The 21,800-nt window shown below is 74.2% G+C and carries 15 protein-coding genes; 11 read left to right on the top strand and 4 right to left on the bottom strand.

The window, feature by feature from the left end; translation table 11 throughout:
• Positions 1-80 precede the first annotated feature (80 nt).
• A complete protein-coding gene (locus tag ACFVHI_RS20120; protein WP_063349650.1) occupies positions 81-1,259 on the top strand; it encodes a glycosyltransferase family 4 protein in 1,179 nt (392 codons plus the stop codon).
• 29 nt (positions 1,260-1,288) lie between these two features.
• Here ACFVHI_RS20120 and ACFVHI_RS20115 read toward each other — a convergent pair whose 3' ends face one another.
• Entirely contained in the window at positions 1,289-3,295 is a 2,007-nt protein-coding gene (locus tag ACFVHI_RS20115; protein WP_063349651.1) for a glycoside hydrolase family 15 protein, read from the bottom strand.
• 720 nt (positions 3,296-4,015) lie between these two features.
• Here ACFVHI_RS20115 and ACFVHI_RS20110 point away from each other — a divergent pair.
• The 10 genes from ACFVHI_RS20110 (at position 4,016) to ACFVHI_RS20065 (ending at position 16,991) form a co-directional block, all read left to right on the top strand.
• Positions 4,016-5,695, top strand: coding sequence for a CTP synthase (locus ACFVHI_RS20110; protein WP_079135937.1), 1,680 nt, complete (start codon positions 4,016-4,018; stop codon positions 5,693-5,695).
• Positions 5,696-5,788: 93 nt separating this feature from the next.
• A complete protein-coding gene (locus tag ACFVHI_RS20105) occupies positions 5,789-6,436 on the top strand; it encodes an NUDIX hydrolase (protein WP_063349653.1) in 648 nt (215 codons plus the stop codon).
• A gap of 175 nt (positions 6,437-6,611) precedes the next feature.
• The gene (locus ACFVHI_RS20100; RefSeq protein WP_380341233.1) at positions 6,612-8,777 is read left to right on the top strand and encodes an AAA family ATPase; all 2,166 of its coding nucleotides are present in this window, start codon (positions 6,612-6,614) and stop codon (positions 8,775-8,777) included.
• A gap of 261 nt (positions 8,778-9,038) precedes the next feature.
• Complete coding sequence (ald, locus tag ACFVHI_RS20095) at positions 9,039-10,154, top strand: alanine dehydrogenase (protein WP_063349655.1); 1,116 nt, start codon at positions 9,039-9,041, stop codon at positions 10,152-10,154.
• A gap of 481 nt (positions 10,155-10,635) precedes the next feature.
• Complete coding sequence (locus ACFVHI_RS20090; protein WP_208869108.1) at positions 10,636-11,703, top strand: ParA family protein; 1,068 nt, start codon at positions 10,636-10,638, stop codon at positions 11,701-11,703.
• Entirely contained in the window at positions 11,700-12,278 is a 579-nt protein-coding gene (locus tag ACFVHI_RS20085; protein WP_380341229.1) for a hypothetical protein, read from the top strand. The genes ACFVHI_RS20090 and ACFVHI_RS20085 overlap by 4 nt, the downstream gene beginning before the upstream one ends.
• A 185-nt stretch (positions 12,279-12,463) precedes the next feature.
• On the top strand, positions 12,464-13,330 hold the full coding sequence (locus tag ACFVHI_RS20080) for a segregation and condensation protein A (protein WP_380341226.1): 867 nt from the start codon (positions 12,464-12,466) through the stop codon (positions 13,328-13,330).
• Between the two features lie 359 nt (positions 13,331-13,689).
• Positions 13,690-14,325 carry an SMC-Scp complex subunit ScpB gene (gene scpB, locus ACFVHI_RS20075; RefSeq protein WP_279634960.1) on the top strand — a complete coding sequence of 212 codons (636 nt, stop codon included), beginning with the start codon at positions 13,690-13,692 and terminating at the stop codon, positions 14,323-14,325.
• Between the two features lie 63 nt (positions 14,326-14,388).
• Positions 14,389-15,747 (top strand): pseudouridine synthase, encoded by a 1,359-nt coding sequence (locus ACFVHI_RS20070; RefSeq protein ID WP_063349657.1) that lies wholly within the window; start codon positions 14,389-14,391, stop codon positions 15,745-15,747.
• Positions 15,748-16,007: 260 nt separating this feature from the next.
• Positions 16,008-16,991 (top strand): helix-turn-helix domain-containing protein, encoded by a 984-nt coding sequence (locus tag ACFVHI_RS20065; protein ID WP_159398525.1) that lies wholly within the window; start codon positions 16,008-16,010, stop codon positions 16,989-16,991.
• 71 nt (positions 16,992-17,062) lie between these two features.
• Here ACFVHI_RS20065 and ACFVHI_RS20060 read toward each other — a convergent pair whose 3' ends face one another.
• The 3 genes from ACFVHI_RS20060 to ACFVHI_RS20050 form a co-directional block, all read right to left on the bottom strand.
• Entirely contained in the window at positions 17,063-17,425 is a 363-nt protein-coding gene (locus tag ACFVHI_RS20060; RefSeq protein WP_063349658.1) for a DUF952 domain-containing protein, read from the bottom strand.
• Positions 17,426-17,504: 79 nt separating this feature from the next.
• A complete protein-coding gene (locus tag ACFVHI_RS20055) occupies positions 17,505-19,052 on the bottom strand; it encodes a mucoidy inhibitor MuiA family protein (protein ID WP_380341221.1) in 1,548 nt (515 codons plus the stop codon).
• Positions 19,053-19,055: 3 nt separating this feature from the next.
• Positions 19,056-21,488: a DUF4139 domain-containing protein gene (locus tag ACFVHI_RS20050; RefSeq protein ID WP_380341218.1), complete on the bottom strand. Its 2,433-nt coding sequence runs from the start codon at positions 21,486-21,488 to the stop codon at positions 19,056-19,058.
• Between the last annotated feature and the right edge of the window lie 312 nt (positions 21,489-21,800).

Raw genomic sequence — 21,800 nt, 5'->3', positions numbered from 1 at the left:
GGCTGGACACTGGCTTTCCAGTCCCGAGCGCCGCCGACGGGCAACCCTCGCGAAGCGGCGCGCGAACCTGATCGAGTCGGATGCGAGAGAACGTGGACCATTCCGCCGCCCGGGCCGCCGCTGCCACCCCAGAACCGGGGCAGCTGCACGTGGTACTCGTCCTGGCCGCCAGCACCGGCGGTATCGGTGCCCACGTGCGCTCCCTGGCGCAGGGCCTCGTCGCGCACGGCGTGATCGTCACGGTGTGCGCCCCGGCCGGCACGGACGCGCTGTTCGGCTTCTCCCGCACCGGCGCCAGGTTCCACACCGTCGACATCACCCCCACCGCCGGCGCCCGTAGTGACGCCGCCGCGATCGGCGAGCTGCGCCGGGCCTTCACAGGCGCCGACGTGGTGCACGCGCACGGGCTGCGCGCCGGGCTGCTCGCCGACCTCGCCCTGCGCACCGCAGGCCGCTTCCCGGGCCTGCGCCCGGAGACCCCGCTGGTGGTCACCTCCCACCACGCGCTGCTGGCCACCGGTCTGGAGCGCCGCCTGCAGCGGCTGATGGAGCGCCGGGTCGCGCGCGCTGCCGACCTCGTCCTCGGCGCCTCCTCCGACCTGGTCGCCCGGGCCCGGGAGCTGGGCGCCACCGACGCCCGGCTCGGCCCGGTGGCCGCCCCGCCGATGCCCGAGGGCCGGCTCGACCGGGCCGCGGCGCGCGCCGCGCTGCTCGGCGACGGCCCGGACCGGCCGCTGGTGCTGGCGGTCGGCCGGCTCGTCCCGCAGAAGGCCTTCGGGCTGCTGCTGGACGCCACCCGCGAGCTGTCCGTGCTGGACCCGGAGCCGCTGCTGCTGCTCGCCGGGGACGGGCCGGAGGCGGCCGGGCTGCGCGAGCGGGTCGCCGCCGAGAAGCTGCCGGTGCGGCTGCTCGGCTTCCGCACCGACGTGCCCGACCTGCTGGCGGCCGCCGACGTGGTGGTGGTCGCCAGCCGCTGGGAGGCCCGCTCGCTGGTGGTGCAGGAGTCGATGCGGGCCGGCGTGCCGGTGGTCGCCACCGCTGTCGGCGGGATCCCCGAGCTGGTCGGCGACGCGGCCGTGCTGGTGCCGGCCGGCGACCCGGTCGCGATCGGCCGGGCGGTGCGCGGGCTGCTGGCCGACCCGGCGGGCCGCGAGCGGCTGGTGGCGGCCGGCCGGCAGCAGGCCGAGACCTGGCCGGACGAGGCCGCCACCGTCGCCCAGGTGCTCAGCACCTACGACGAGCTGGTCCAGCGGGACTAGGGCCTGTCCGGCCCCAGGCCGCCGGACCGCTAGACCGTCGCCTGTTCGACCCGCTCGGCTGCCAGGCCGTCCGGCTGGGCGGACAGGTAGGCGCCGCCGCAGGCGGTCAGCCGCAGTGCGGTGTCGATCAGCGGGACGTGGCTGAAGGCCTGCGGGAAGTTGCCGACCTGGCGCTTGAGCCGCGGGTCCCACTCCTCGGCGAGCAGGCCGAGGTCGTTGCGCAGCGCGAGCAGCCGGTCGAACAGCTCGCGTGCCTCCTGCACCCGGCCGATCATGGCGAGGTCGTCGGCCAGCCAGAACGAGCAGGCCAGGAAGGCGCCCTCGTGGCCGGAGAGGCCGTCGACGTTGTTGCCGCTCTCGTCGTGGGTCGGGTAGCGCAGCACGAAGCCGTCCTCGGTGGACAGCTCGCGCTGGATCGCCTCGATGGTGCCGATGACGCGCTTGTCGTCCGGCGGCAGGAAGCCGACCTGGGGGATGAGCAGCAGCGAGGCGTCCAGCTCCTTGCCGCCGTAGTACTGGGTGAAGGTGTTGCGCTCCGGGTCGTAGCCCTTCTCGCAGACGTCCCGGTGGATGGTCTCGCGCAGTTCGCGCCAGCGCTCCAGGTGGCCGTCGGAGGGGGCGTCCTCGGGGGTCTGCTCCAGCAGCTTGATCGTCCGGTCGACGGCGACCCAGGCCATCACCTTGGAGTGGACGAAGTGCCGGCGCGGGCCGCGGACCTCCCAGATGCCCTCGTCCGGCTCCTGCCAGTGGTCCTCCAGGTACTCGATCAGGCGCAGCTGGAGGTGGTGGGCGTGGTCGTTGCGGACCAGGCCGGTCATGTGGGCCAGGTGCAGGGCCTCGACGACCTCGCCGTAGACGTCGAGCTGGAGCTGGCCGGCCGCGCCGTTGCCGACCCGGACGGGCTGCGAGCCCTCGTAGCCGGGCAGCCAGTCCAGTGAGGACTCGGTGAGCTCGCGCTCGCCGGCGATGCCGTACATGATCTGGAGGTTCTCCGGGTCGCCGGCGACGGCGCGCAGCAGCCACTCGCGCCAGGCCTTGGCCTCGTCGCGGTAGCCGGTGCGCAGCAGCGAGGAGAGGGTGATCGCGGCGTCGCGCAGCCAGGTGTAGCGGTAGTCCCAGTTGCGCTCACCGCCGATGTCCTCGGGCAGCGAGGTGGTGGGGGCGGCGACGATGCCGCCGGTGGGGGCGTAGGTGAGGCCCTTGAGGGTGATCAGGGAGCGGATCACGGCCTCGCGGTAGGGGCCCTGGTAGGTGCACTGGGCGGCCCACTCGTGCCAGAAGTCGGTGGTGGCGTCGAGCATCTCCTCGGCGTCCGGGGCCTTCGGCGCGTCCAGGTGGGAGGCCTGCCAGGTCAGCGCGAAGGCGATCCGTTCGCCGGCGGTGACGGTGAAGTCGGCGTAGGTGGTCAGGTCGCGGCCGTAGGTCTCGGACTCGCCGTCCAGCCACACCGAGTCGGGCCCGGCCACGGCGACGGTGCGGTGGCCGCCTCCGGCCTGCTCGACCCGGTGCACCCAGGGCACGATGCGCCCGTACGAGAAGCGCATCCGCACCGCCGAGCGCATCCGGACGGTGCCGGCCACGCCCTCGACGATCCGGATCACCTGGGGGACGGCGTCGCGGCCGGCCAGCGGGCGCGGCGGCATGAAGTCGATCACCCGGACGGTGCCGCCCTGGGTGTCCCACTCCTGTTCCAGGACCAGCGAGTCGCCCCGGTAGCGGCGGCGGTCGGCGGGCACTGCGGGGGCGGCCGCGGTGGGCGGCGGGACCCTCAGATCGGCGGTGTCGGTGAAGCGGGGGAGGCCGAGGGCGGGGGCGGCCGGGGTGGGGGGTGCCGCGGGGGTGGGGACTTCGGTCGCGACGGCTTCGGCCGGACCGATCCGCCAGAAGCCGTGTTCATCGGTGCCGAGCAGGCCGGCGAACACGGCCGGAGAGTCGAAGCGGGGCAGGCAGAGCCAGTCCACCGCCCCGTCCCTGCTGACCAGGGCAGCGGTCTGCATGTCCCCGATGAGTGCGTAGTCCTCGATACGGCCGGCCACGTGGATCTCCAGTTCGCAATGTGGTCACGACGCATCGGCGATCTGGGGGAGCGAACGGTCTGCGGGGCCGGAGCCCACCCCGGGACGTCCGGCCCGCCGAAGGGTGGTGGCGGGCCTTGCTGGAGTGTCCGCGCGGGGCTCGGTCGAGCCCCTGGGGTGGGAGGGGAGGAGCTGGAATACGGGGAGGTCCGGTCGCGCATCGGGGACCGGGAGTGTCCTGACCTCCCACGCCCTCCGCGTGCTCGTGCTGTCGGCGATGCGTCCGTGCAGCTTACGACGGACGAAAGGGGCGAAGCACGCGGGCGCAGCCTCGTGTGGCGCCACAATTCGGCGGAAATGCCGTGCATCGCGAGGACGCCGGGCAGGATGGTCCGGACGGATCAGTTCCGCCTGGTCCCAGTGGAGGGGCTGTCATGGCCCGAACGGAGTGCTCCGAAGTGGCCCGGTCCGGCCGTGGTGCGACCGGTGTGACGGCTGCGCCGGATGATGCGCCGGTGGTGCGCCCCGCGCACGCCCCCGGGGCGCCGCGAGCGGGCCGGAAGGCGTCCGGGTCGGGTCACTGATACCCTGGTATCCCGTGGACCGGTGGGATCAAACGCCCCGGACCAGCCGAATCGACGACCCCCCGAGTGCCGTGCACCGCACCGCCTCCCGTCGTTCGGCGAGTCGAGAGCATCCCGCCCACGTCACCTTCGACACGCGACCCACGGGAGCCCCCTCTTGGCACAGCCCCATTCCGGCAAGGCAGCGAACGGCCGCGCCGTGACGACCAAGCACCTCTTCGTCACCGGGGGTGTCGCCTCTTCGCTCGGCAAGGGCCTCACCGCCTCCAGCCTTGGCGCGCTCCTCAAGGCCCGCGGCCTGCGCGTCACCATGCAGAAGCTCGACCCGTACCTCAACGTGGACCCGGGCACCATGAACCCGTTCCAGCACGGTGAGGTCTTCGTCACGGACGACGGCGCCGAGACCGACCTGGACATCGGCCACTACGAGCGGTTCCTGGACACCAACCTGCACGGTTCGGCGAACGTCACCACCGGCCAGGTCTACTCCACCGTCATCGCCAAGGAGCGACGCGGCGAGTACCTGGGCGACACCGTCCAGGTCATCCCCCACATCACCAACGAGATCAAGTCCCGGATCCGCCGGATGGCGACCGAGGACGTCGACGTGGTGATCACCGAGGTCGGCGGGACCGTCGGCGACATCGAGTCGCTGCCGTTCCTGGAGGCCGTCCGCCAGGTCCGCCACGAGGTCGGCCGGGACAACGTGTTCTTCGTGCACGTCTCCCTGCTGCCGTACATCGGCCCCTCGGGCGAGCTGAAGACCAAGCCCACCCAGCACTCCGTCGCCGCGCTGCGCAACATCGGCATCCAGCCCGACGCGATCGTGCTGCGCGCCGACCGCGAGGTCCCGCAGGCCATCAAGCGCAAGATCTCGCTGATGTGCGACGTGGACGAGGAGGCCGTGGTGGCGGCGATCGACGCCAAGTCGATCTACGACATCCCCAAGGTCCTGCACGGCGAGGGCCTGGACGCCTACGTGGTGCGCCGGCTCGACCTGCCGTTCCGCGACGTGGACTGGACCACCTGGGACGACCTGCTGCGCCGCGTCCACGAGCCGCAGCACATCGTCAAGGTCGCCCTGGTCGGCAAGTACATCGACCTGCCCGACGCCTACCTGTCGGTGACCGAGGCGCTGCGCGCCGGCGGCTTCGCCAACAACGCCCGGGTCGAGATCAAGTGGGTGACCTCGGACGACTGCGAGACCCCCGAGGGCGCCCGGGCGCAGCTCGGCGACGTGGACGCGATCTGCATCCCCGGCGGCTTCGGCGACCGCGGCGTCAACGGCAAGGTCGGCGCCATCACCTTCGCCCGCGAGAACCGCGTCCCGCTGCTCGGCCTGTGCCTGGGCCTGCAGTGCGTGGTCATCGAGGCGGCCCGCAACCTGGCCGGCCTGCCCGAGGCCAACTCCACCGAGTTCGACGCCGCCGCCAAGCACCCGGTCGTCTCCACGATGGCCGAGCAGCTGGCCATCGTCGACGGCAAGGGCGACCTGGGCGGCACCATGCGCCTGGGCCTGTACCCGGCCAAGCTCGCCGAGGGCTCGATCGTCCGTGAGGTCTACGGCGGCGAGCAGTACGTCGAGGAGCGCCACCGCCACCGCTACGAGGTCAACAACGCCTACCGCGCGGACCTGGAGAAGACCGGCCTGCAGTTCTCCGGCCTCTCCCCGAAGGGCGACCTGGTCGAGTACGTCGAGTACCCGCGCGAGGTGCACCCGTACCTGGTGGCCACCCAGGCCCACCCGGAGCTGAAGTCCCGCCCGACCCGCCCGCACCCGCTGTTCGCGGGCCTGGTCAAGGCCGCCATCGAGATCAAGACCACCGCGGCCGAGTAAGTCGTCGGTCGTTCACCGGACGGCGGCCCCGCGATTCCCGCGGGGCCGCCGTTCGGCGTTAGATTGTGTCGCACTGACGAAAAGGGGAGAGCGATGGACGAGCAGCGCGACCAGGGGATCGCCGACGTGGCCGAGGAGTGGGAGGTCCGGGAGAGCCGGACGCCGTTCCAGGGCAAGGTCACCGGCGTGCGCAGCGAAGAGGTCCGGATGCCCGACGGCAGCTGGGCCCGCCGCGACTACCAGACCCACCCCGGCTCGGTCTCCGTGCTCGCCCTGGACGCCAAGCAGCGGGTGCTGGTCCTGCGGCAGTACCGCCACCCCGTCCGCCAGCGCCTGTGGGAGCTGCCCGCCGGCCTGCTCGACGTGCCCGGCGAGAACCCGTGGCACGCCGCGCAGCGCGAGCTGTACGAGGAGGCGCACTGCAAGGCCGACACCTGGCGCATCCTCGCCGACTACTACACCTCCCCCGGCGGCACCGACGAGGCGCTGCGGATGTTCCTCGCCACCGACCTCGCGGAGGCCGAGGGCGAGCGCTACGCGGCGCAGGGCGAGGAGCAGGAGATCGAGGTCGCCTGGGTTCCGGTGTCCGACCTGATCCGGCTGATCCACGCCGGGCGGCTGCACAACCCGACCCTGATCACCGGCACGCTCGCCGTGCACGCCGCGCTCACCGGACCGGACGGGCTGGACGGGCTGCGCCCGGCGGACTCGCCCTGGCCGGCCCGGCCCTTCGAGGGGTGAGCGAACGGCCCGTACGCCTCCTGAGCACCCTGCTGTTGATCCGCGAGGGTGATTTACCGGTTCGTACGACCGGATGTCACCTCGGCTGAGCCGGACGGTCGAACTACGCTTCGCAGACAGGGCGCCCGTCCCGGGCCGCCTCCGCTGAGGCCGGATGACGTCGGGAGTGGCACGGGTGGCGAGGAAGACGGCGACGATGGACCCCGGCCCCGACGCGCCCGTCGGGGCCGTTCCGGGCCTCGACCGGCTGCCGGCCGGGCCCGCACTGTTCGTCGGGCGGCGCACCGAGCTTGCCGCGCTGCGGGCGGCCGCCGCGCGCCCGGCCACCGGCCGCAGCCCGGTGCTGGTGCTGGCCGGCCGCCCCGGCTCCGGCCGCACCACGCTGGCGGTCCGCTTCGCCCGCACCGCCGCCGCGGACCACCCCGACGGCGTGCTCTTCGCGCGCCTGTCCGCCCCCGACGGCGGCCGGGTGACGCCCGCCCGGGCCGCCCGGCTGCTGTTGGAGCAACTCGACCCCGAGGCCCCCGTGCCGCTGCCCGGCGCCACCGGGGACGGGCGGGACGAGCCCGCCTGCGTCGCGCTGCGCGAGGCGCTCGTGGGCCGCCGGGTGCTGCTGGTGCTGGACGACGTCCGGGACGCCGGGCAGCTGTGGCCGCTGCTCGCCGACGAACCCGGCTGCCTGGTGCTCGCCACCACCGCCGGGCCGCTCACCGGCATCGAGGACATCGACCCGGTGATCCTCGGCGGGCTCGACCGGCAGGCCTCCGGCGAACTGCTCGCCGACCTGGTCGGCGGCACCCGGATCTCCTGCGACCCGGTCGGCGGCGCCGACCTGGCCGAGGCCTGCGCGGCCCGGCCGGACGCCCTGCGGCTGATGGCCGGGTGGCTGCGCGGCGACCCGAAGGCGGCCGTCACCGAGGCGGCGCGCGAGCTCACCCGGGTGGTGGGCGAGGAGTCGGCGCGGTCGGCGGCGCCGAAGGGAGAGGGGGAGAAGGCGGAGAAGCCCGTCCAGGGGCCGAAGACCGCCCAGGCGTCGACGCCCGGGAAGGCGGCGAAGCCCGTACAGGGCACGACCTCGGGGAAGGCCGCGAAGCCCGTACAAGGGCTGAAGGCTGCCCAGGCGTCCACGCCCGGGAAGGCCGGGAAGGCCGCGACGCCCTCGGCGTCGGGGGAGAAGCCGGCCGAGGGCCCGGCGCCGGAGCCCGCCGCCGCCGAGACGGCCGGGGAGCAAGCGGCCTGGGTGAAGCCCGGCCCGGAGCCGGCCGAGCCGGTGCCCGTCCCCGACAGCGACCCGCTGATCGGCGCGTTCACCCTGCTGTACGGCACCCTCCCGGCCGCCCAGGCGCGGATGCTGCGCACCCTCACCCTGGCCCCGGCGCAGACCGCCGACCCGCGCACCGCCTCCGCCCTGGTCGGCTGCCCGGCACCGGAGGCGGCTGTGACGCTCGCCGCACTGGCCGAACGGGAGCTGCTCGGCCAGGAGGCGCCGGCCGCCGACGGCAGCCCGCGCTACCGGGTGCCAGGCCGTCTCTACCCGAGGCTGGTCCGGCTGCGCGAGCAGGAGGACCGGCCCGCCGAGACCGAGCTCGCCCGGGCCCGGCTGCTGGAGCGGCTGGTCCGGCTCACCGAGTCGGCCCGCGCCCTGCTGGACCCGTCGGGCGGCCCCGGGCCGGACCCGCTGCCCGCCGCCCTGCGGCTGGGCTCGGCGGCGCACGCCCGGGAGTGGCTGCTCGGCGAGCGGGACCTGCTGCTCGGGGCGGTGGCCGACGCGATCGGCCAGGGCGACCTGGACGGCTCGGCGGGCCGGCTGGTCACCGCGCTGCTGCGGACCCTGCCGCTCACCGGCGCCGCCCCCGCCGACCTCTACCGGCTGCACGAACTGGTGCTGACCGTCGCCGAGCGGCACGGCAGACCCCGCCGGGCCTCGGCCGCGCTGCTCAACCTGGGCGACCTGCAGGCCGCCGCGGGCCGCTGGGAGCAGGCCGTCGCGCACTACCGGGCCGCCCTGGAGCACGCCCGCACGGCCGGGGACGAACCGCTCTGCGCCCGGGCCCTGGAGGGCGCCGCCGGCTGCCACCGCGCGCTCGGCGACGCGGTGCGCGCCGCCGACTGGTACGGGCGGGCGCTCGGCCTGCGGCAGTCGATGGGGGAGCCCGCCGCCGAGGCCCGGCTGCTCGCCCGGGTGGCCGAGGCGCACACCGCACAGCGCCGTTTCGACGAGGCGGACCGCGAGTACCGGGCCGCGCTGGCGGTGCTGCGCAGGCTCGGCGACGAGCGCGGCCGGGAGGCCGTCGGGGCCGCCCTCGCGGACCTGCGGGAACGCGTCGACGCCGGGTGGTGAGGGGTATTTCAGAGGTATTGTCGAAGATGCCCGGTTAACACACCTTTGGTGGGAAGATCGCAAGGGAAGCCTACGAACCTGCCAATGTGTTCGGCAGATTTATTCACTTTGGAAGGCTGACACGCCGACTGGGCTTCATTACACTCGAACTCAGTCGCGCAGCGATCCCCGCCCCGGGCTGCCCCGGAGGCTTCCCCACGTGCGCGTCGCCCGCCGGTCTTCTCCGGTAGGGACCCCCATGGCAAGAGGACGTGTTTAGCCGTGAAGGTCGGCATCCCCCGCGAGGTCAAGAACCACGAGTACCGCGTGGCCATCACGCCCGCCGGCGTGCATGAGCTGGTCCGCAACGGACACTCGGTCTACATCGAGGACAACGCCGGTGTCGGCTCCTCGATCCCCAACGAGGAGTACGTGGCCGCCGGCGCCACCATCCTCCCCACCGCCGACGAGGTGTGGGCCACGGCCGACCTGCTGCTGAAGGTCAAGGAGCCCATCGCCTCCGAGTACCACCGGCTGCGCAAGGGCCAGACCCTCTTCACGTACCTGCACCTGGCGGCCGACCGCGCCGGCACCGACGCGCTGATCGCCTCGGGCACCACCGCCATCGCGTACGAGACCGTGCAGCTCGGCAACGGCGCGCTGCCGCTGCTCGCCCCGATGTCCGAGGTCGCGGGCCGTCTCGCCCCGCAGGTCGGCTCGTACCACCTGATGCGCCCGGCCGGCGGCCGCGGCGTGCTGCCCGGCGGCGTGCCCGGCACCCACCCGGCCAAGGCCGTCGTCATCGGCGGTGGCGTCTCCGGCTGGCACGCGGCCACCATCGCCATCGGCATGGGCTACGACGTGACCCTGCTCGACCGCGACATCAACAAGCTGCGCGAGGCCGACCGCATCTTCGGCACGAAGATCAAGGCCATCGTCTCCAACACCTTCGAGCTGGAGAAGGCCGTCATCGAGGCCGACCTGGTCATCGGCGCGGTGCTGATCCCGGGCGCCAAGGCCCCGAAGCTCGTCACCAACGAGCTGGTCTCCCGCATGAAGCCGGGCTCCGTGCTCGTCGACATCGCCATCGACCAGGGCGGCTGCTTCGAGGACTCGCACGCCACCACGCACGCCGAGCCGACCTTCCAGGTCCACAACTCGGTCTTCTACTGCGTGGCCAACATGCCGGGCGCCGTCCCGAACACCTCCACCTACGCGCTGACCAACGCGACGATGCCGTACGTCGTCGAGCTGGCCAACCGCGGTTGGAAGGAGGCGCTGCGCCGTGACCCGGCGCTCGCCAAGGGCCTGAACGTGCACGAGGGCCAGATCACCTTCCCGGCCGTGGCCGAGGCCTTCGGCCTGGAGTCGGTCTCGCTGGAGAGCGTGCTCGCCTGATCCGGTGATCCAGTGATCTGCTGATCCAGCGATCCGCTGATCTGGCGATCCAGTGATCCGGTAGGCCGCCCGGCGGTCGTTCGCCCCCGACCCGATCCCCTCGGGCCGGGGGCTTCGCCGTGCCCGTGAACGGGTGGTTGAGCGGGCGGGTCGCTCTGTCGTCAATTTCTGTCGGTCGTGTCACCCCACCGCAGAAACGTTAGGGTCAACGGCCTACTCATCCCTTGACATCGGCCCGCCCGATAGTCGACACATCCGGCCCACTACCGTGGATTGTGTTGCTGCGAACGCCTTGAACGGCCTAGAGTCGCAAACCGTCGGCATGCTGCCACGCTGACGAATCGACATAGAGTCCTGGATGCCCAAGGAGGTAAGACGACTTGTGAATGAGTCGACATTTGCTCCCGGGGGTGGTCAGCCAGGACTGGCGGAGCGCACCGCCGGCCAGCCGAGTGAGGAGCCCGGGGCCCGGCAGCCCTCCGTGGGCTCGGCCGAGGTCGGCTCGGTCGCACTCCGTACCTTCGAAGCACGCCAGAACACAGCGCAGGTGACCACGGTGACCGATCACGACGCCGACTTGGCGGCCTACGGCCTGGCCTACGGCGAGTTCGCCTACGGTGCCTACGACGACCCGGACGCCGAGTACGAGCCGGACCCGGAGTACGCCGCCACGCTGGCCCCCGACGCCGCGCGCCAGCGCCGCGAGCGGGTCGGCCCGACCGGCCGCCCGCTGCCGTACTTCCCGATCCCCGCCCCGGTCGCCGAGCACGGCCCCGCGCAGATCATCGCCATGTGCAACCAGAAGGGCGGCGTCGGCAAGACCACGTCGACCATCAACCTGGGCGCCGCGCTGGCCGAGTACGGCCGCCGGGTGCTGCTCGTCGACTTCGACCCGCAGGGCGCGCTCTCGGTCGGCCTCGGCGTCAACCCGATGGAGCTCGACGTCACCGTCTACAACCTGCTCATGGAGCGGGGCCTGACGGCCGATGAAGTGCTGCTCAAGACGGCCGTGCCGGGCATGGACCTGCTGCCGTCCAACATCGACCTCTCCGCCGCCGAGGTGCAGCTGGTCAGCGAGGTGGCCCGGGAGTCCGCGCTGGCCCGCGCGCTGAAGCCGCTGCTGCCCGACTACGACTTCGTCATCATCGACTGCCAGCCCTCGCTGGGCCTGCTGACGGTCAATGCGCTGACCGCCGCTCACAGCGTCATCGTCCCGCTGGAGTGCGAGTTCTTCGCGCTGCGCGGCGTCGCACTGCTGACCGAGACCATCGAGAAGGTGTGCGAGCGGCTCAACCCCGAGCTGCGCCTGGACGGCATCCTCGCGACCATGTACGACTCGCGCACCGTGCACAGCCGCGAGGTGCTGGCGCGCGTCGTCGAGGCGTTCGGTGAGCACGTCTTCCACACCGTCATCGGGCGGACCGTGCGCTTCCCGGAGACCACCGTCGCCGGCGAGCCCATCACCACGTACGCGACCAACTCGGTCGGTGCCGCCGCCTACCGCCAGCTCGCCAGGGAGGTGCTCGACCGGTGCCGCCCCGCCGAGTGAGTCTCCCGGGGGCCGACGAGCTGTTCCGGACCACCGGCGGGATGGCGCTGTCGCCCTCCCTCGCGCCGCGTCCGGCCGCCGAGGCAGCCAGAGCGGAGACCGCGCGGACCGTCCACGGCACGGACGGCGCCGAGGACGCCCAGGACACCCAGCGCACCGGCGAGGCCGGGCGGCAGCCGTCCCAGGACCAGCAGTCGGCCGCCGGCGCACCGGCGGCCGCCCAGCCGCCCGCCCAGCGCTCCGCCTCGTCAGCCGGGCCCCAGGGCGCCGTGCCGGCCGGCCGCCAGCACCCCGGCGCCGCCGAGGAGCAGGCCGGCGGCACCGGGCGCGCCCGGCCGCGTGGCCGCGCGCCGCGCCGCCCCAGCGGGCGCGAGCGGCACGACGAGAAGATCACCGTGTACGTGTCCGCCGAGGAGCTCATGGACCTGGAGCACGCCCGGCTGGTGCTGCGCGGTGAGCACGGCCTGGCCGTGGACCGCGGGCGGATCGTCCGGGAGGCCATCGCGGTCGTCCTGGCGGACCTGGAGCAGCGCGGTGAGGCCTCCATCCTGGTCCGGCGGTTGCGCGGCCGCTAGGCCCCTTCCTGGGCGTCGGTAGTGCCTCTGGTGCTGCCGGTGCGGTGCCTCCGGTGCGGCGGTCCCGGTGTGGCATCCCCGGCGCGGCATCCCTGGTGTGGCGTGTCGGCGTCCTGCGGTGTCGACGGCGTGTCGACGGCCCCGGGGGCGGGGCGGGCGGCCGGGCCGGGTGAAGATGGACCGTCATGCCGAGCACCGCCGAACCACCCACCACCGCCGTGAACGCGACCGAGGAACAGCCGCGGGGCGGTTTCCGGGTGCGGCTGGACAACTTCGAAGGCCCCTTCGACCTGCTGCTCAGCCTGATCGCGAAGCACAAGCTCGACGTCACCGAAGTGGCGCTGGCCACCGTCACCGACGAGTTCATGGCACACATCCGGGCGATGGGCCCGGACTGGGACCTGGACGCGGCGACCGAGTTCCTGGTGGTCGCCGCGACCCTGCTCGACCTCAAGGCCGCCCGGCTGCTGCCCGCCGCCGAGGTCGAGGACGAGGAGGACCTGGCGCTGCTGGAGGCCCGCGACCTGCTGTTCGCCCGGTTGCTGCAGTACCGGGCGTACAAGCGGGCGGCGGCTCTCTTCGGCGAGCGCTGGGCCGCCGAGCTGGCCCGACGCCCGCGCACCGTCGGGCTGGAGCCCCGGCATGCCGGGCTGCTGCCCGAGGTGGTCATCACCATCGGCCCGGAGCGGCTCGCGGAGCTGGCGGCCAGGGCCATGGAACCCAAGCCGAAACCCGTCGTGTACGTCGACCACATCCACAGCCCGCCGGTCAGCGTGCGCGAGCAAGCCGGGCTGGTGGTCGGGCTGCTCATCGAGCTCGGCGAGGCGTCGTTCCAGCGGCTGGTCGCGGACGCGCCGGACGAGCTGGTGGTCGTCGCCCGTTTCCTGGCGCTGCTGGAGCTGTACCGGGAACGGGTGCTGGCCTTCGAGCAGCCGGAGGCGCTGGGCGAACTGCTGGTGCGCTGGGTGGCGGAGGCGGACCGGGGCGCGGTCGAGGTGACGGACGAGTTCGACCGGCCGGTGGGCGAGCGGGAGCGGGAGGAGAGCCGATGAGTGGTGGGAACGGGAGCCCGAGTGGGGGCGGGAGCCTGAGTGGGAGCGGCGGGGGCGGCGGGCGGCCGGTGCGGCGCCCGCTCGGGCTGCCGGGGCGGCCGCGGGCCGGGGAGTGGCTGGAGCCGGCCTTCGAGCTGCTGCCGGAGCCGGTGGCGGGGCTGCTGCCGGGGCCGGTGAATCCGGTGGCGGCGTCCGTGGGTGTCTCGTCGGAGGGCGAGGCCCGGGTCGTCCACCAGAAGTCGGCCCCGTCGACTTCCGGCGTCGGTGATCTGGTCGGCGTCGCCGATCTGGCCGAGGATGCCGATCTGGCCGAGGATGCTGATCGGGCCGAGGGTGCTGATTCGGCCGAGGGCGAGGAGGTGGCCGGGGCCGGACTGAAGGCCGAGCTGGAGGCGATCCTGATGGTCGTCGACGAGCCGGCCGGGGAGGAGCGGCTGGCCGGCGTGCTGGAGCGGCCCCGGGCGCAGGTGGCCGCGGCGCTGCGCGAACTGGCCGCCGAATACACCGCCCAGGGCCGCGGATTCGACCTGCGGCTGATCGCCGGCGGGTGGCGGTTCTACAGCCGGGACACCTGCGCTCCGGCCGTCGACCGCTTCCTGCTGGACGGCCAGCAGGCCCGGCTCACGCAGGCCGCACTGGAGACCCTGGCGGTCGTCGCCTACCGGCAGCCGGTGTCCAGATCGAGGGTTTCCGCCGTCCGCGGTGTGAACTGTGACGGCGTGATGCGTACCCTGGTACAGCGAGGACTGGTGGAAGAGGCCGGATCCGAGCCCGAAACAGGTGCGATCCTGTATCGGACGACGAACTACTTCCTGGAACGGATGGGGCTCCGCGGCCTGGACGAGCTGCCGGAGCTTGCTCCCTTCCTGCCCGAGGTCGACGACGTGGAAGCGGAGTCCCTGGAGGGCACGATGATCGCGGAGGCGGTCGCCGCCGCTGCCGTGAAGGCCGTGGACGGCAGTGGCGAGGCCGGTCGGGCTGCGCCTGATCGGTAGGGGGCGGTGAGGTCGGCCGAAACGACCGCACATCCCAGACGGTAACGACGTACGGACACTTTGATGCGTAGCAGTGGCAACGGCAGGAACGGCAGCGGCGGCGGCAGCGGTCGCAGCGGACAGGGCGGGGGCCGGGGCGGCGGCTCCTACGGCGGCAGCGGCAGCGGCCGCAGCGGCTCGGGCTCGGGCTCCGGCTCGCGCGGGGGTTCGTACGGCGGCGGGTCCGGCTCGGGTTCGCGGAGCGGCTCGTACGGCGGCGGGTCCGGCTCGGGCTCTGGCTCGCGCGGGGGTTCGTACGGCGGTGGGTCCGGTTCGGGCTCGCGCGGCGGCTCGTACGGCGGCGGCAGCGGTGCCGGCTCGCGCGGCGGCTCCGGCTCGGGCTCCGGCTCGTACGGGCGTGACAGCCGCCGGGACGACCGGCGCGACGACAACCGGTACCCGGACCGCCCGCTGCGGCCCGAGGAGCGGCGCTACGACCGCCCCGAGTACGGCGGCGGCCCCAACGCCACCCCCGCCCGCGGCGGCTTCTCCGGGCGTCGCCCCAGCCCGGCCCCGCGCCCGCGCCGTGAGGGCCAGGGCGCCCCGGGCGACCCGCGCCGCCAGCCGCAGCGCTCGCGCGAGCTGCAGGCCAAGATTGAGGACGCCGTCCTCGCCCGGCACGACAAGCCGGCCGTCAAGCTGCCCAAGACCTTCGGCGAGCCCGAGGGCGAGCGCCTGCAGAAGGTGCTGGCCCGGGCGGGCATCGGCAGCCGCCGCGCCTGCGAGGAGCTGATCGAGCAGGGCCGGGTCCAGGTCAACGGCAAGCTCGTCACCGAGCAGGGCAAGCGGGTCGACCCGCAGAACGACGAGATCAAGGTGGACGGCCTGACCGTCGCCACCCAGTCGTACCTGTTCTTCGCGCTCAACAAGCCGGCCGGCGTGGTCTCCACCATGGAGGACCCGGACGGGCGCCAGTGCCTCGGCGACTACGTGACCAACCGGGAGACCCGGCTGTTCCACGTCGGCCGTCTGGACACCGAGACCGAGGGCATCATCCTGCTCACCAACCACGGCGAGCTGGCCCACCGTCTCACCCACCCCCGGTACGGCGTGACCAAGACCTACCTGGCCGCCATCCAGGGCCCGATCCCGCGCGACCTGGGCAAGCAGCTGGCGCAGGGCATCGAGCTGGAGGACGGCTTCGCGCGCGCCGACAGCTTCAAGGTGATCTCCAACGTCGGCAAGAACTACCTGGTCGAGGTGACCCTGCACGAGGGTCGCAAGCACATCGTCCGCCGGATGCTGTCCGAGGCCGGCTTCCCGGTCGAGAAGCTGGTGCGCACGCACTTCGGCCCGATCGCGCTGGGCGACCAGAAGTCGGGCTGGCTGCGCCGTCTGACCAACCCCGAGGTCGGTCAGCTGATGCGCGAGGTCGGCCTGTAGACCGGTCGGTATATTCCCGCTGGAGTCTGTAGACCGGTCGGTATATTCGGGCTTCTGTAGAGGGCCTCCCCGTCGAAAGGCGGGGAGGCCCTCGGTCGTCCGGCGGGGGTGGGTGGGGTGCGAGGCGGGCCGCAACCCCTGGTCACGGCCTTGTCAGTGCCATGATCTGTGGCAGAGGATTGCCACCGGACCACCACCCGCCCAGTGGCGGGACTGCGCCAAGGCCGGCGCCGGTGGGGGCGAACGGGGGAGACGGCGTCGTGTCGGATGCACCACTCAGCGCACTGGGACTGGCCGAGCCGGACGGACAGGTCTACGCGGCGCTGGTGGCCAATCCGCAGTCCACCGCGGAGGAACTGGCCGAGGGCTGCGGCCTGACGCTCCAGCAGAGCGTGCGCGCCCTGGACCGCCTGGCGCAGCAGGGCATGGCGACCCGGGCGCCGGTGGACCGGCAGCGCTACCTGCCGGTCGCCCCCGATGTCGCGATCGGCACCCTGATCGGCCACCGAGAGTCCGAACTGCGGCACGCCCGGGCCGAGATGCACCGCCTGATGGACGCCTTCCGGGAGGCTTCGCGGTACACCGATCCGGCGCACTCGGTGGAGGTGCTGACCGGTGGCGAGGCGATCGCGCAGCGGCTGGAGCACATCACCGAGACCAGCCAGTACCAGGTCCGCGGCTTCGACCGCCCGCCGTACATCCAGGATCCGGTGACCCCGATCCCGTTGCAGCGGCGGCGGTTGCGGGAGGGCCTGCGGCTGCGGACCGTCTACGACCGGGACGCGGTGGCCTGGCCGGGCCGGCTGGAGCGGAACATCCTGGCCGGGGTCGCGGACGGCGAGGAGGCCAGGGTCCGGCCGTCGCTGCCGATGAAGATGATCATTTCGGACGACCGGATGGCGATCATCCCGATCAGCGTGGGCGACAGCGTCCTCGACGCCGCGTACGTCATCCACCCCTCCGCGCTGCTCCAGGCGCTGGACACGCTGTTCGAGGCGGAGTGGGAGCGCGCCGTCCAGTTGCAGGCCGCGATCGGCACCGGGGACGCGACGCTGGAGCCGGAGGCCGACCACCGCAAGCTGCTGGGCCTGCTGGCGGCCGGCCTCACCGACGAGTCGATCGCCCGGTCGCTGGGCTGGAGCGCCCGCACCACGCAGCGCCGGTTGCAGAGCCTGATGCGCTCGCTGGGCGCCACCACCCGCTTCCAGGCCGGTATGGCGGCCCGGGAGCGGGGCTGGTTGTGAGCTGGCTGACCGGCTGGTTGTGACCGGGGCTGGTTGTGCACCGGGCCGGGTGGGCCGTCGGGGGTTGGGCGTCAGCTCCAGGGGGTGAGGGTGGCCCAGCGGCCGTCCGGGCCGCGTTCGACCTTCAGCAGGCCCTTGACGGCGGAGCGGTTGAGCCGTCCGTAGACGTGCGGGAACAGCAGGCCGGGGGTGGCCCCGGGCGGCGGTGCGCCGTGCGGGGCCTCCCACTTGACCATCGGTTCCACCTGTGACTCCTCGATCAGCAGCGCCATCAGCGGGTCGGGAGTGTCGGCGAAGAAGGCGTTGGCCACCGCGAGCGCCGTCTGTTCGTCCGCCGAGCAGTGGATGAACCCGTCGGTGAGCAGCGACGCGGTGGTGTACGGCCGACCGGGGTCGGACAGCCAGTCGTCCAGGGGTGCGAGGTGGAGGATCATGTTCCTGTTCTACCCGGTTTGGTCCTGAGCGGTCGTCACGAGCGGACCGGTGTTCGGACGGCGGCGGAGGCCGGGCTCCTCAGAGCCCGGCGACCTTGGCGGTGGCGGAGACCTCGTAGACGAGCGTGACCGTCCGACGGGCGCCGGGCCCGAGCGGGACGTCCCAGCGGAGGATGCCCTCGGCGTCGAAGGCGTCCGGCGACGGGGAGCACTCCTCCTTGCGCAGCCGCACCTCCACCGCCGACACCTCGGAGACCGGCACCCGCTCGCGGACCGCGACGACCTGCTCGTCCCGCTCCTCCGGGCCGGAGAAGCGGGAGAGGTGCAGCCGCACCGTCCGGGTGGTCGTCTGGCGGCCGGTGAGCCCGGCGGTGGCCTGGCGCTCCTCGGCCTCGCGGACCACCCGGTAGCCGTCCGAGCTGCCGAACGCCAGCTCGGCGTCGGCCCCGGCGGCGGTGAAGCCCAGCTCGCCCCGACCGGTGAAGCCGCTGCCGCGGACCAGCTCGACCGGACCCGCCAGCAGCGGGTGCCCGGCCGCGTTGCGGAACCGGACCACCTGGGTCACCAGCGGGGACAGCTCCGGCGCGCACGCGTACTCGCTGCTCGCCTGCCCGGTGAAGGCGCCGAGCGGCACCCGGTGCGCCCGGCCGTCGGAGGGCACGGTGGCCGGGGCGGGCGCGGGCAGCACCCGGACCTCCCCGCCGTCGTCCACCCCCGGCACCCCGGCGGTCGGGCCGAGCGCGCTGATCGCCTCCTCGCGCAGCTCCACCTCGACCGTGCGGCGCTCCTCCGCGGTGCGCTCGCGCAGCATCAGGACGTCCTCGGCGACGGCGGGCGGGTCGGTGGCGAGGGCCGAGCGGGCGGTGGAGAAGGTGAGCCGGACGCCGGTCCAGTCCTCGCCGGTGCGCTGCCAGACCACCGCCTCCGACTCCAGCCGCAGGCTCCCGCCGTCCAGGGTGGCCCGGTACGAGGGGCGCCAGAGGGCGCACGGCACCAGGTGGGTGACGGTCAGCCCGCTCGGGCCGGGCTGCGCCGCCTCGACGGTGAGCTCCAGGTGGGCGACCAGTTCGGCCGGTTCCTCCTCGGCCTGGTCGAGGGCGATCAGGGCCTGCGAGCGCTCTTGGTCCAGGCGGCGCAGCCGGGAGTGGGTGGTCCGCAGCTCCTCGCCGTGGCGCTCGCGTTCGGCGTCCACCCGGTCCAGTTCGCGGGCCCAGCGGGTGCGTTCGAGCTCGCCGATCCCGGCGCCCTCGCCGATCTCGCGCAGCAGGTCGGCGGAGAGCTGGGCGAGCAGCGCCAGCCGGGCCTCCAGGCGGGCGCGGGTCTGGTCGGCGAGGCGGCTCGCGGTCTCCAGCTCGTGCAGCCGGTGGCGCAGCCGGGAGTCCTCCGGGCCGGGCGGCAGCGGGGCGCGGGGGATCCAGTCGCGGACGATCCGGGCGTCCAGCACGCGGGTGCCGGGGGCGGTGGTCTCGGCGCGCAGGGTGCGGTCGACGGCGAGCGCGGTGAGCGGGCCCAGGCGCAGCCGCTGGACGCCCGCGGCGAGGTCGACGGTGGCGGTGCGTTCGACCTGGCTGCGGTCCTCCAAGCAGGTGACGGCGGTGACGGGGAGGGGGATGGTCGTTCCGGTCATCGTTCAGTTCCTCCGGTTTCCACGGACGATGGCCTTTCCGGCCGGGATCTTGATCTGGTAGCCGCCGTCCAGCTCGGTGCGGCCGCCGGGCGGCAGCTCGACCCGCCAGAGCCGGGTGCTGGGCGGGCAGTCCGGCGTGGAGACCGCCGGGGCCTGCCAGTCGGCCCGCTCCTCGATCCGGATCTCGGCGTCGGAGGCGACCGGCACGCGCTCGCGGACCTCCACGGTGACGGTACGGCCGAGCCGGTTCGCCAGCTGGACGTGCACCCGGTGGTCGAGCACGGTGCTGCTGCTCAGCATGCCCGCGGTGGACTCGTGCAGCTCGGTGCGGCGCGCCACCTCGATGCTCTCGGTGACCCCGATGCCCAGGCTCCGCAGCCCGCCCGGGGCGAGGGTGGGCAGGGCGGCGGTGAGCAGGAACTCGTCGTCGACGGTGACCTCGACCGGGCCGGCCAGCACGGCGCGGTCGGTCCGGTTGGCGAGCACCAGGGTGGCGTACACCTTCTCCTCGACGGCGGGGACGGTGACGTACTCCGGGCGGACGGACACCGGGATCTCGTCGATCGTGACGGTGTGCCAGGTGCCGTCGGACGGGATGTCGGCGGGGGCGGCGGAGTCGAAGCGGTGGTCGAAGGAGCCCGCCGACTCGCGGGGCGGGACGGCGTGCCGGGGGAGCGCCAGGTGGCGTACCCGCTCGCCGCCGGTGCCGCCCGGGACCATCGCCGCCGGCCCGTAGTGGTCGGCCTGGTCGGCCCGGTCGGCTTGCTCGGCCTGAAGGTGCAGGGTGCCGCGGTGGGTGGCGGGTGCGTCGGGGCCGGCCAGGACGAGGCCGGGGTAGTCGAGCAGGGAGGCGTCCGGGGCGAAGCCGGTGCCGGGGGCCTCGGTGCCGCCGCCGCTTCGGCGGGAGCGGCGGGCGAGCGGGTACAGGTCCGGCGGGGGTGCGCCGCCCGGTGCCACGGGGGCGGGCGGCGGCGCGGAGGCCTGGGGCATCGAGGCTTGGTACATCGAGGCTTGCGGCAGGGGGGCTTGGGGCATCGGGGCGGCGGCGGGCGCACCGCCGTATCCGGCGAAGCCGCTCGGGGCGGGGGGGGGTGTCGGGACGGGTTCGTCGATGTCCAGGGTGCCGCCGCGCCCGGCGGGGGCGGCCAGCCGGGCGGCGTCGGCCACGAGGCCGGCGTCGGCGGGGCGGGGACCGGCGGGCCGGGCGCCGCCGAGGCGGTTGAGCCGGGCGGTTGAGCCGTACGGGCCGGGCGCCGAGGCGGCGAGCGGGGCCTTGCGGCGCGGGGCCGGGCGGGCTCCGGCGCCGGCGTCGTCGTAGCCGGTGAAGAGGTCGGCCAGGCCGGCCGGGGGCTCGCGCCAGCCGGACGGCGGCGGGGCGGGCTGGCTGCGGCCGATCCGCAGCGAGCGGAGCCGGGGCAGGTCGGTGCGGCGGTCGAGGTCGGCGGTGGAGAGGGCGAGCCGGACGCCGGTCCAGTCCTCGCCGGTCTGCTGGGCGACGGAGGCGCGCAGGACGAGCCGGCCGGTGTCGGCGCCGTGGCGGTAGGAGAGGCGGTAGGCGGGCACCCAGCGGGCGGCGGGGACGCCGTACTCCAGCTCGATGTCGAGCCGGGCGGGGGGCTCCTCGGGGGCCGGGGCTGGGGCGGGGGCCGGGGCTGGGGCGACGGGCTCCCGGGCGGGTTCCGTGACGGGCTGTGTGGTGAGTGCCGGGGCGGGCTGTGTGGTGAGTGCCGGGGCGGGCTGTGCGGTGAGTGCCGAGGCCGGTGTGGTGGTGAGGGTGAGCAGGACGGTGGCGGCGGTCCCGACCGGGTGGGCGGGGCCGGCGGTGGACGCGCGGTCCAGTCGGTCGGCGGCCAACTCGCGCTCGTGGTCGGCGAGTTCGACCTCCCGGGCGAGCTCTTCGGCGCGCTGCTGGAGCCGGGTCAGGCGCTCGTCGACGAAGTCGGCCAGCTCCAGCCAGGCGTCGGCGGGCGTCCGCCGCAGCGGCTCCTCGCGCCGCCGCTGCGGCGGTACGGCGCGCAGGGCGGAGGTCTCGGCGATCGCGGTCAGGACCAGTCGGCGGCGCTCGTTGAGTGCGCCCTGGCGCTCCATGGCCTCGTCCAACTCTCGGCGGAGCCTGGGGAGTTCGGTCGGCTCGTGGAACTCGGCGAGCAGCTCCAGCCGGGCCTCGGTGACCGCCGTCCCGCTCGGGCCGTCGAGCACCCGGGCGCGCAGCGAGCGGCCGTCCAGGGAGGAGGGCAGGCCGGTCAGCCGCAGCCGGCCGTCGGCCGGGAGCGGGACGCTGGCCCGGCGGCGGCACACCGCGCCCTCGGCGTAGACCACGACGGAGTCCAGGACCGACGGGTGGGCGGGGACGGCGGGGGGCTTCGGGGGCCCGGCCTCGCTGACGTGGCGGTCCTCGCCGTTCTGCTGATCGTCGCCGCTGTGCTGATCGTCCATGCGCAACCCCTTCGTTCGCGTGCCGTGTTCCGCGTGTCGCCCGCGCCGTGCCCGGGCGGCCAGTCTGCCCCGCTTCGGTGCGGGCGTCGCCGGATTTCGCGGGGTGCGGCGTGTGTGCCCGTCGGCGGGTCTGGTGGGTCTGGCGCGTTCGCGGTGCCTGTGGTGTTTGTGGTGCCTTGGTGCCTGTGGTGCCCGGCGTGCGTCCGCATGGTGTGGGACGGGGGCGGGGCCGCCGTGGTTGCCCAACGGGTGGGCGGTGGGGGCGTGGGTGGGGCGGATGCGAGAGGATGGGGCGCGGGTGCTCCCGGCCCG

It is taken from the genome of Kitasatospora sp. NPDC127121 (genome assembly GCF_042677305.1).
Lineage (GTDB): Bacteria > Actinomycetota > Actinomycetes > Streptomycetales > Streptomycetaceae > Kitasatospora.
This window is presented reverse-complemented; position numbering and strand designations above follow the sequence as displayed.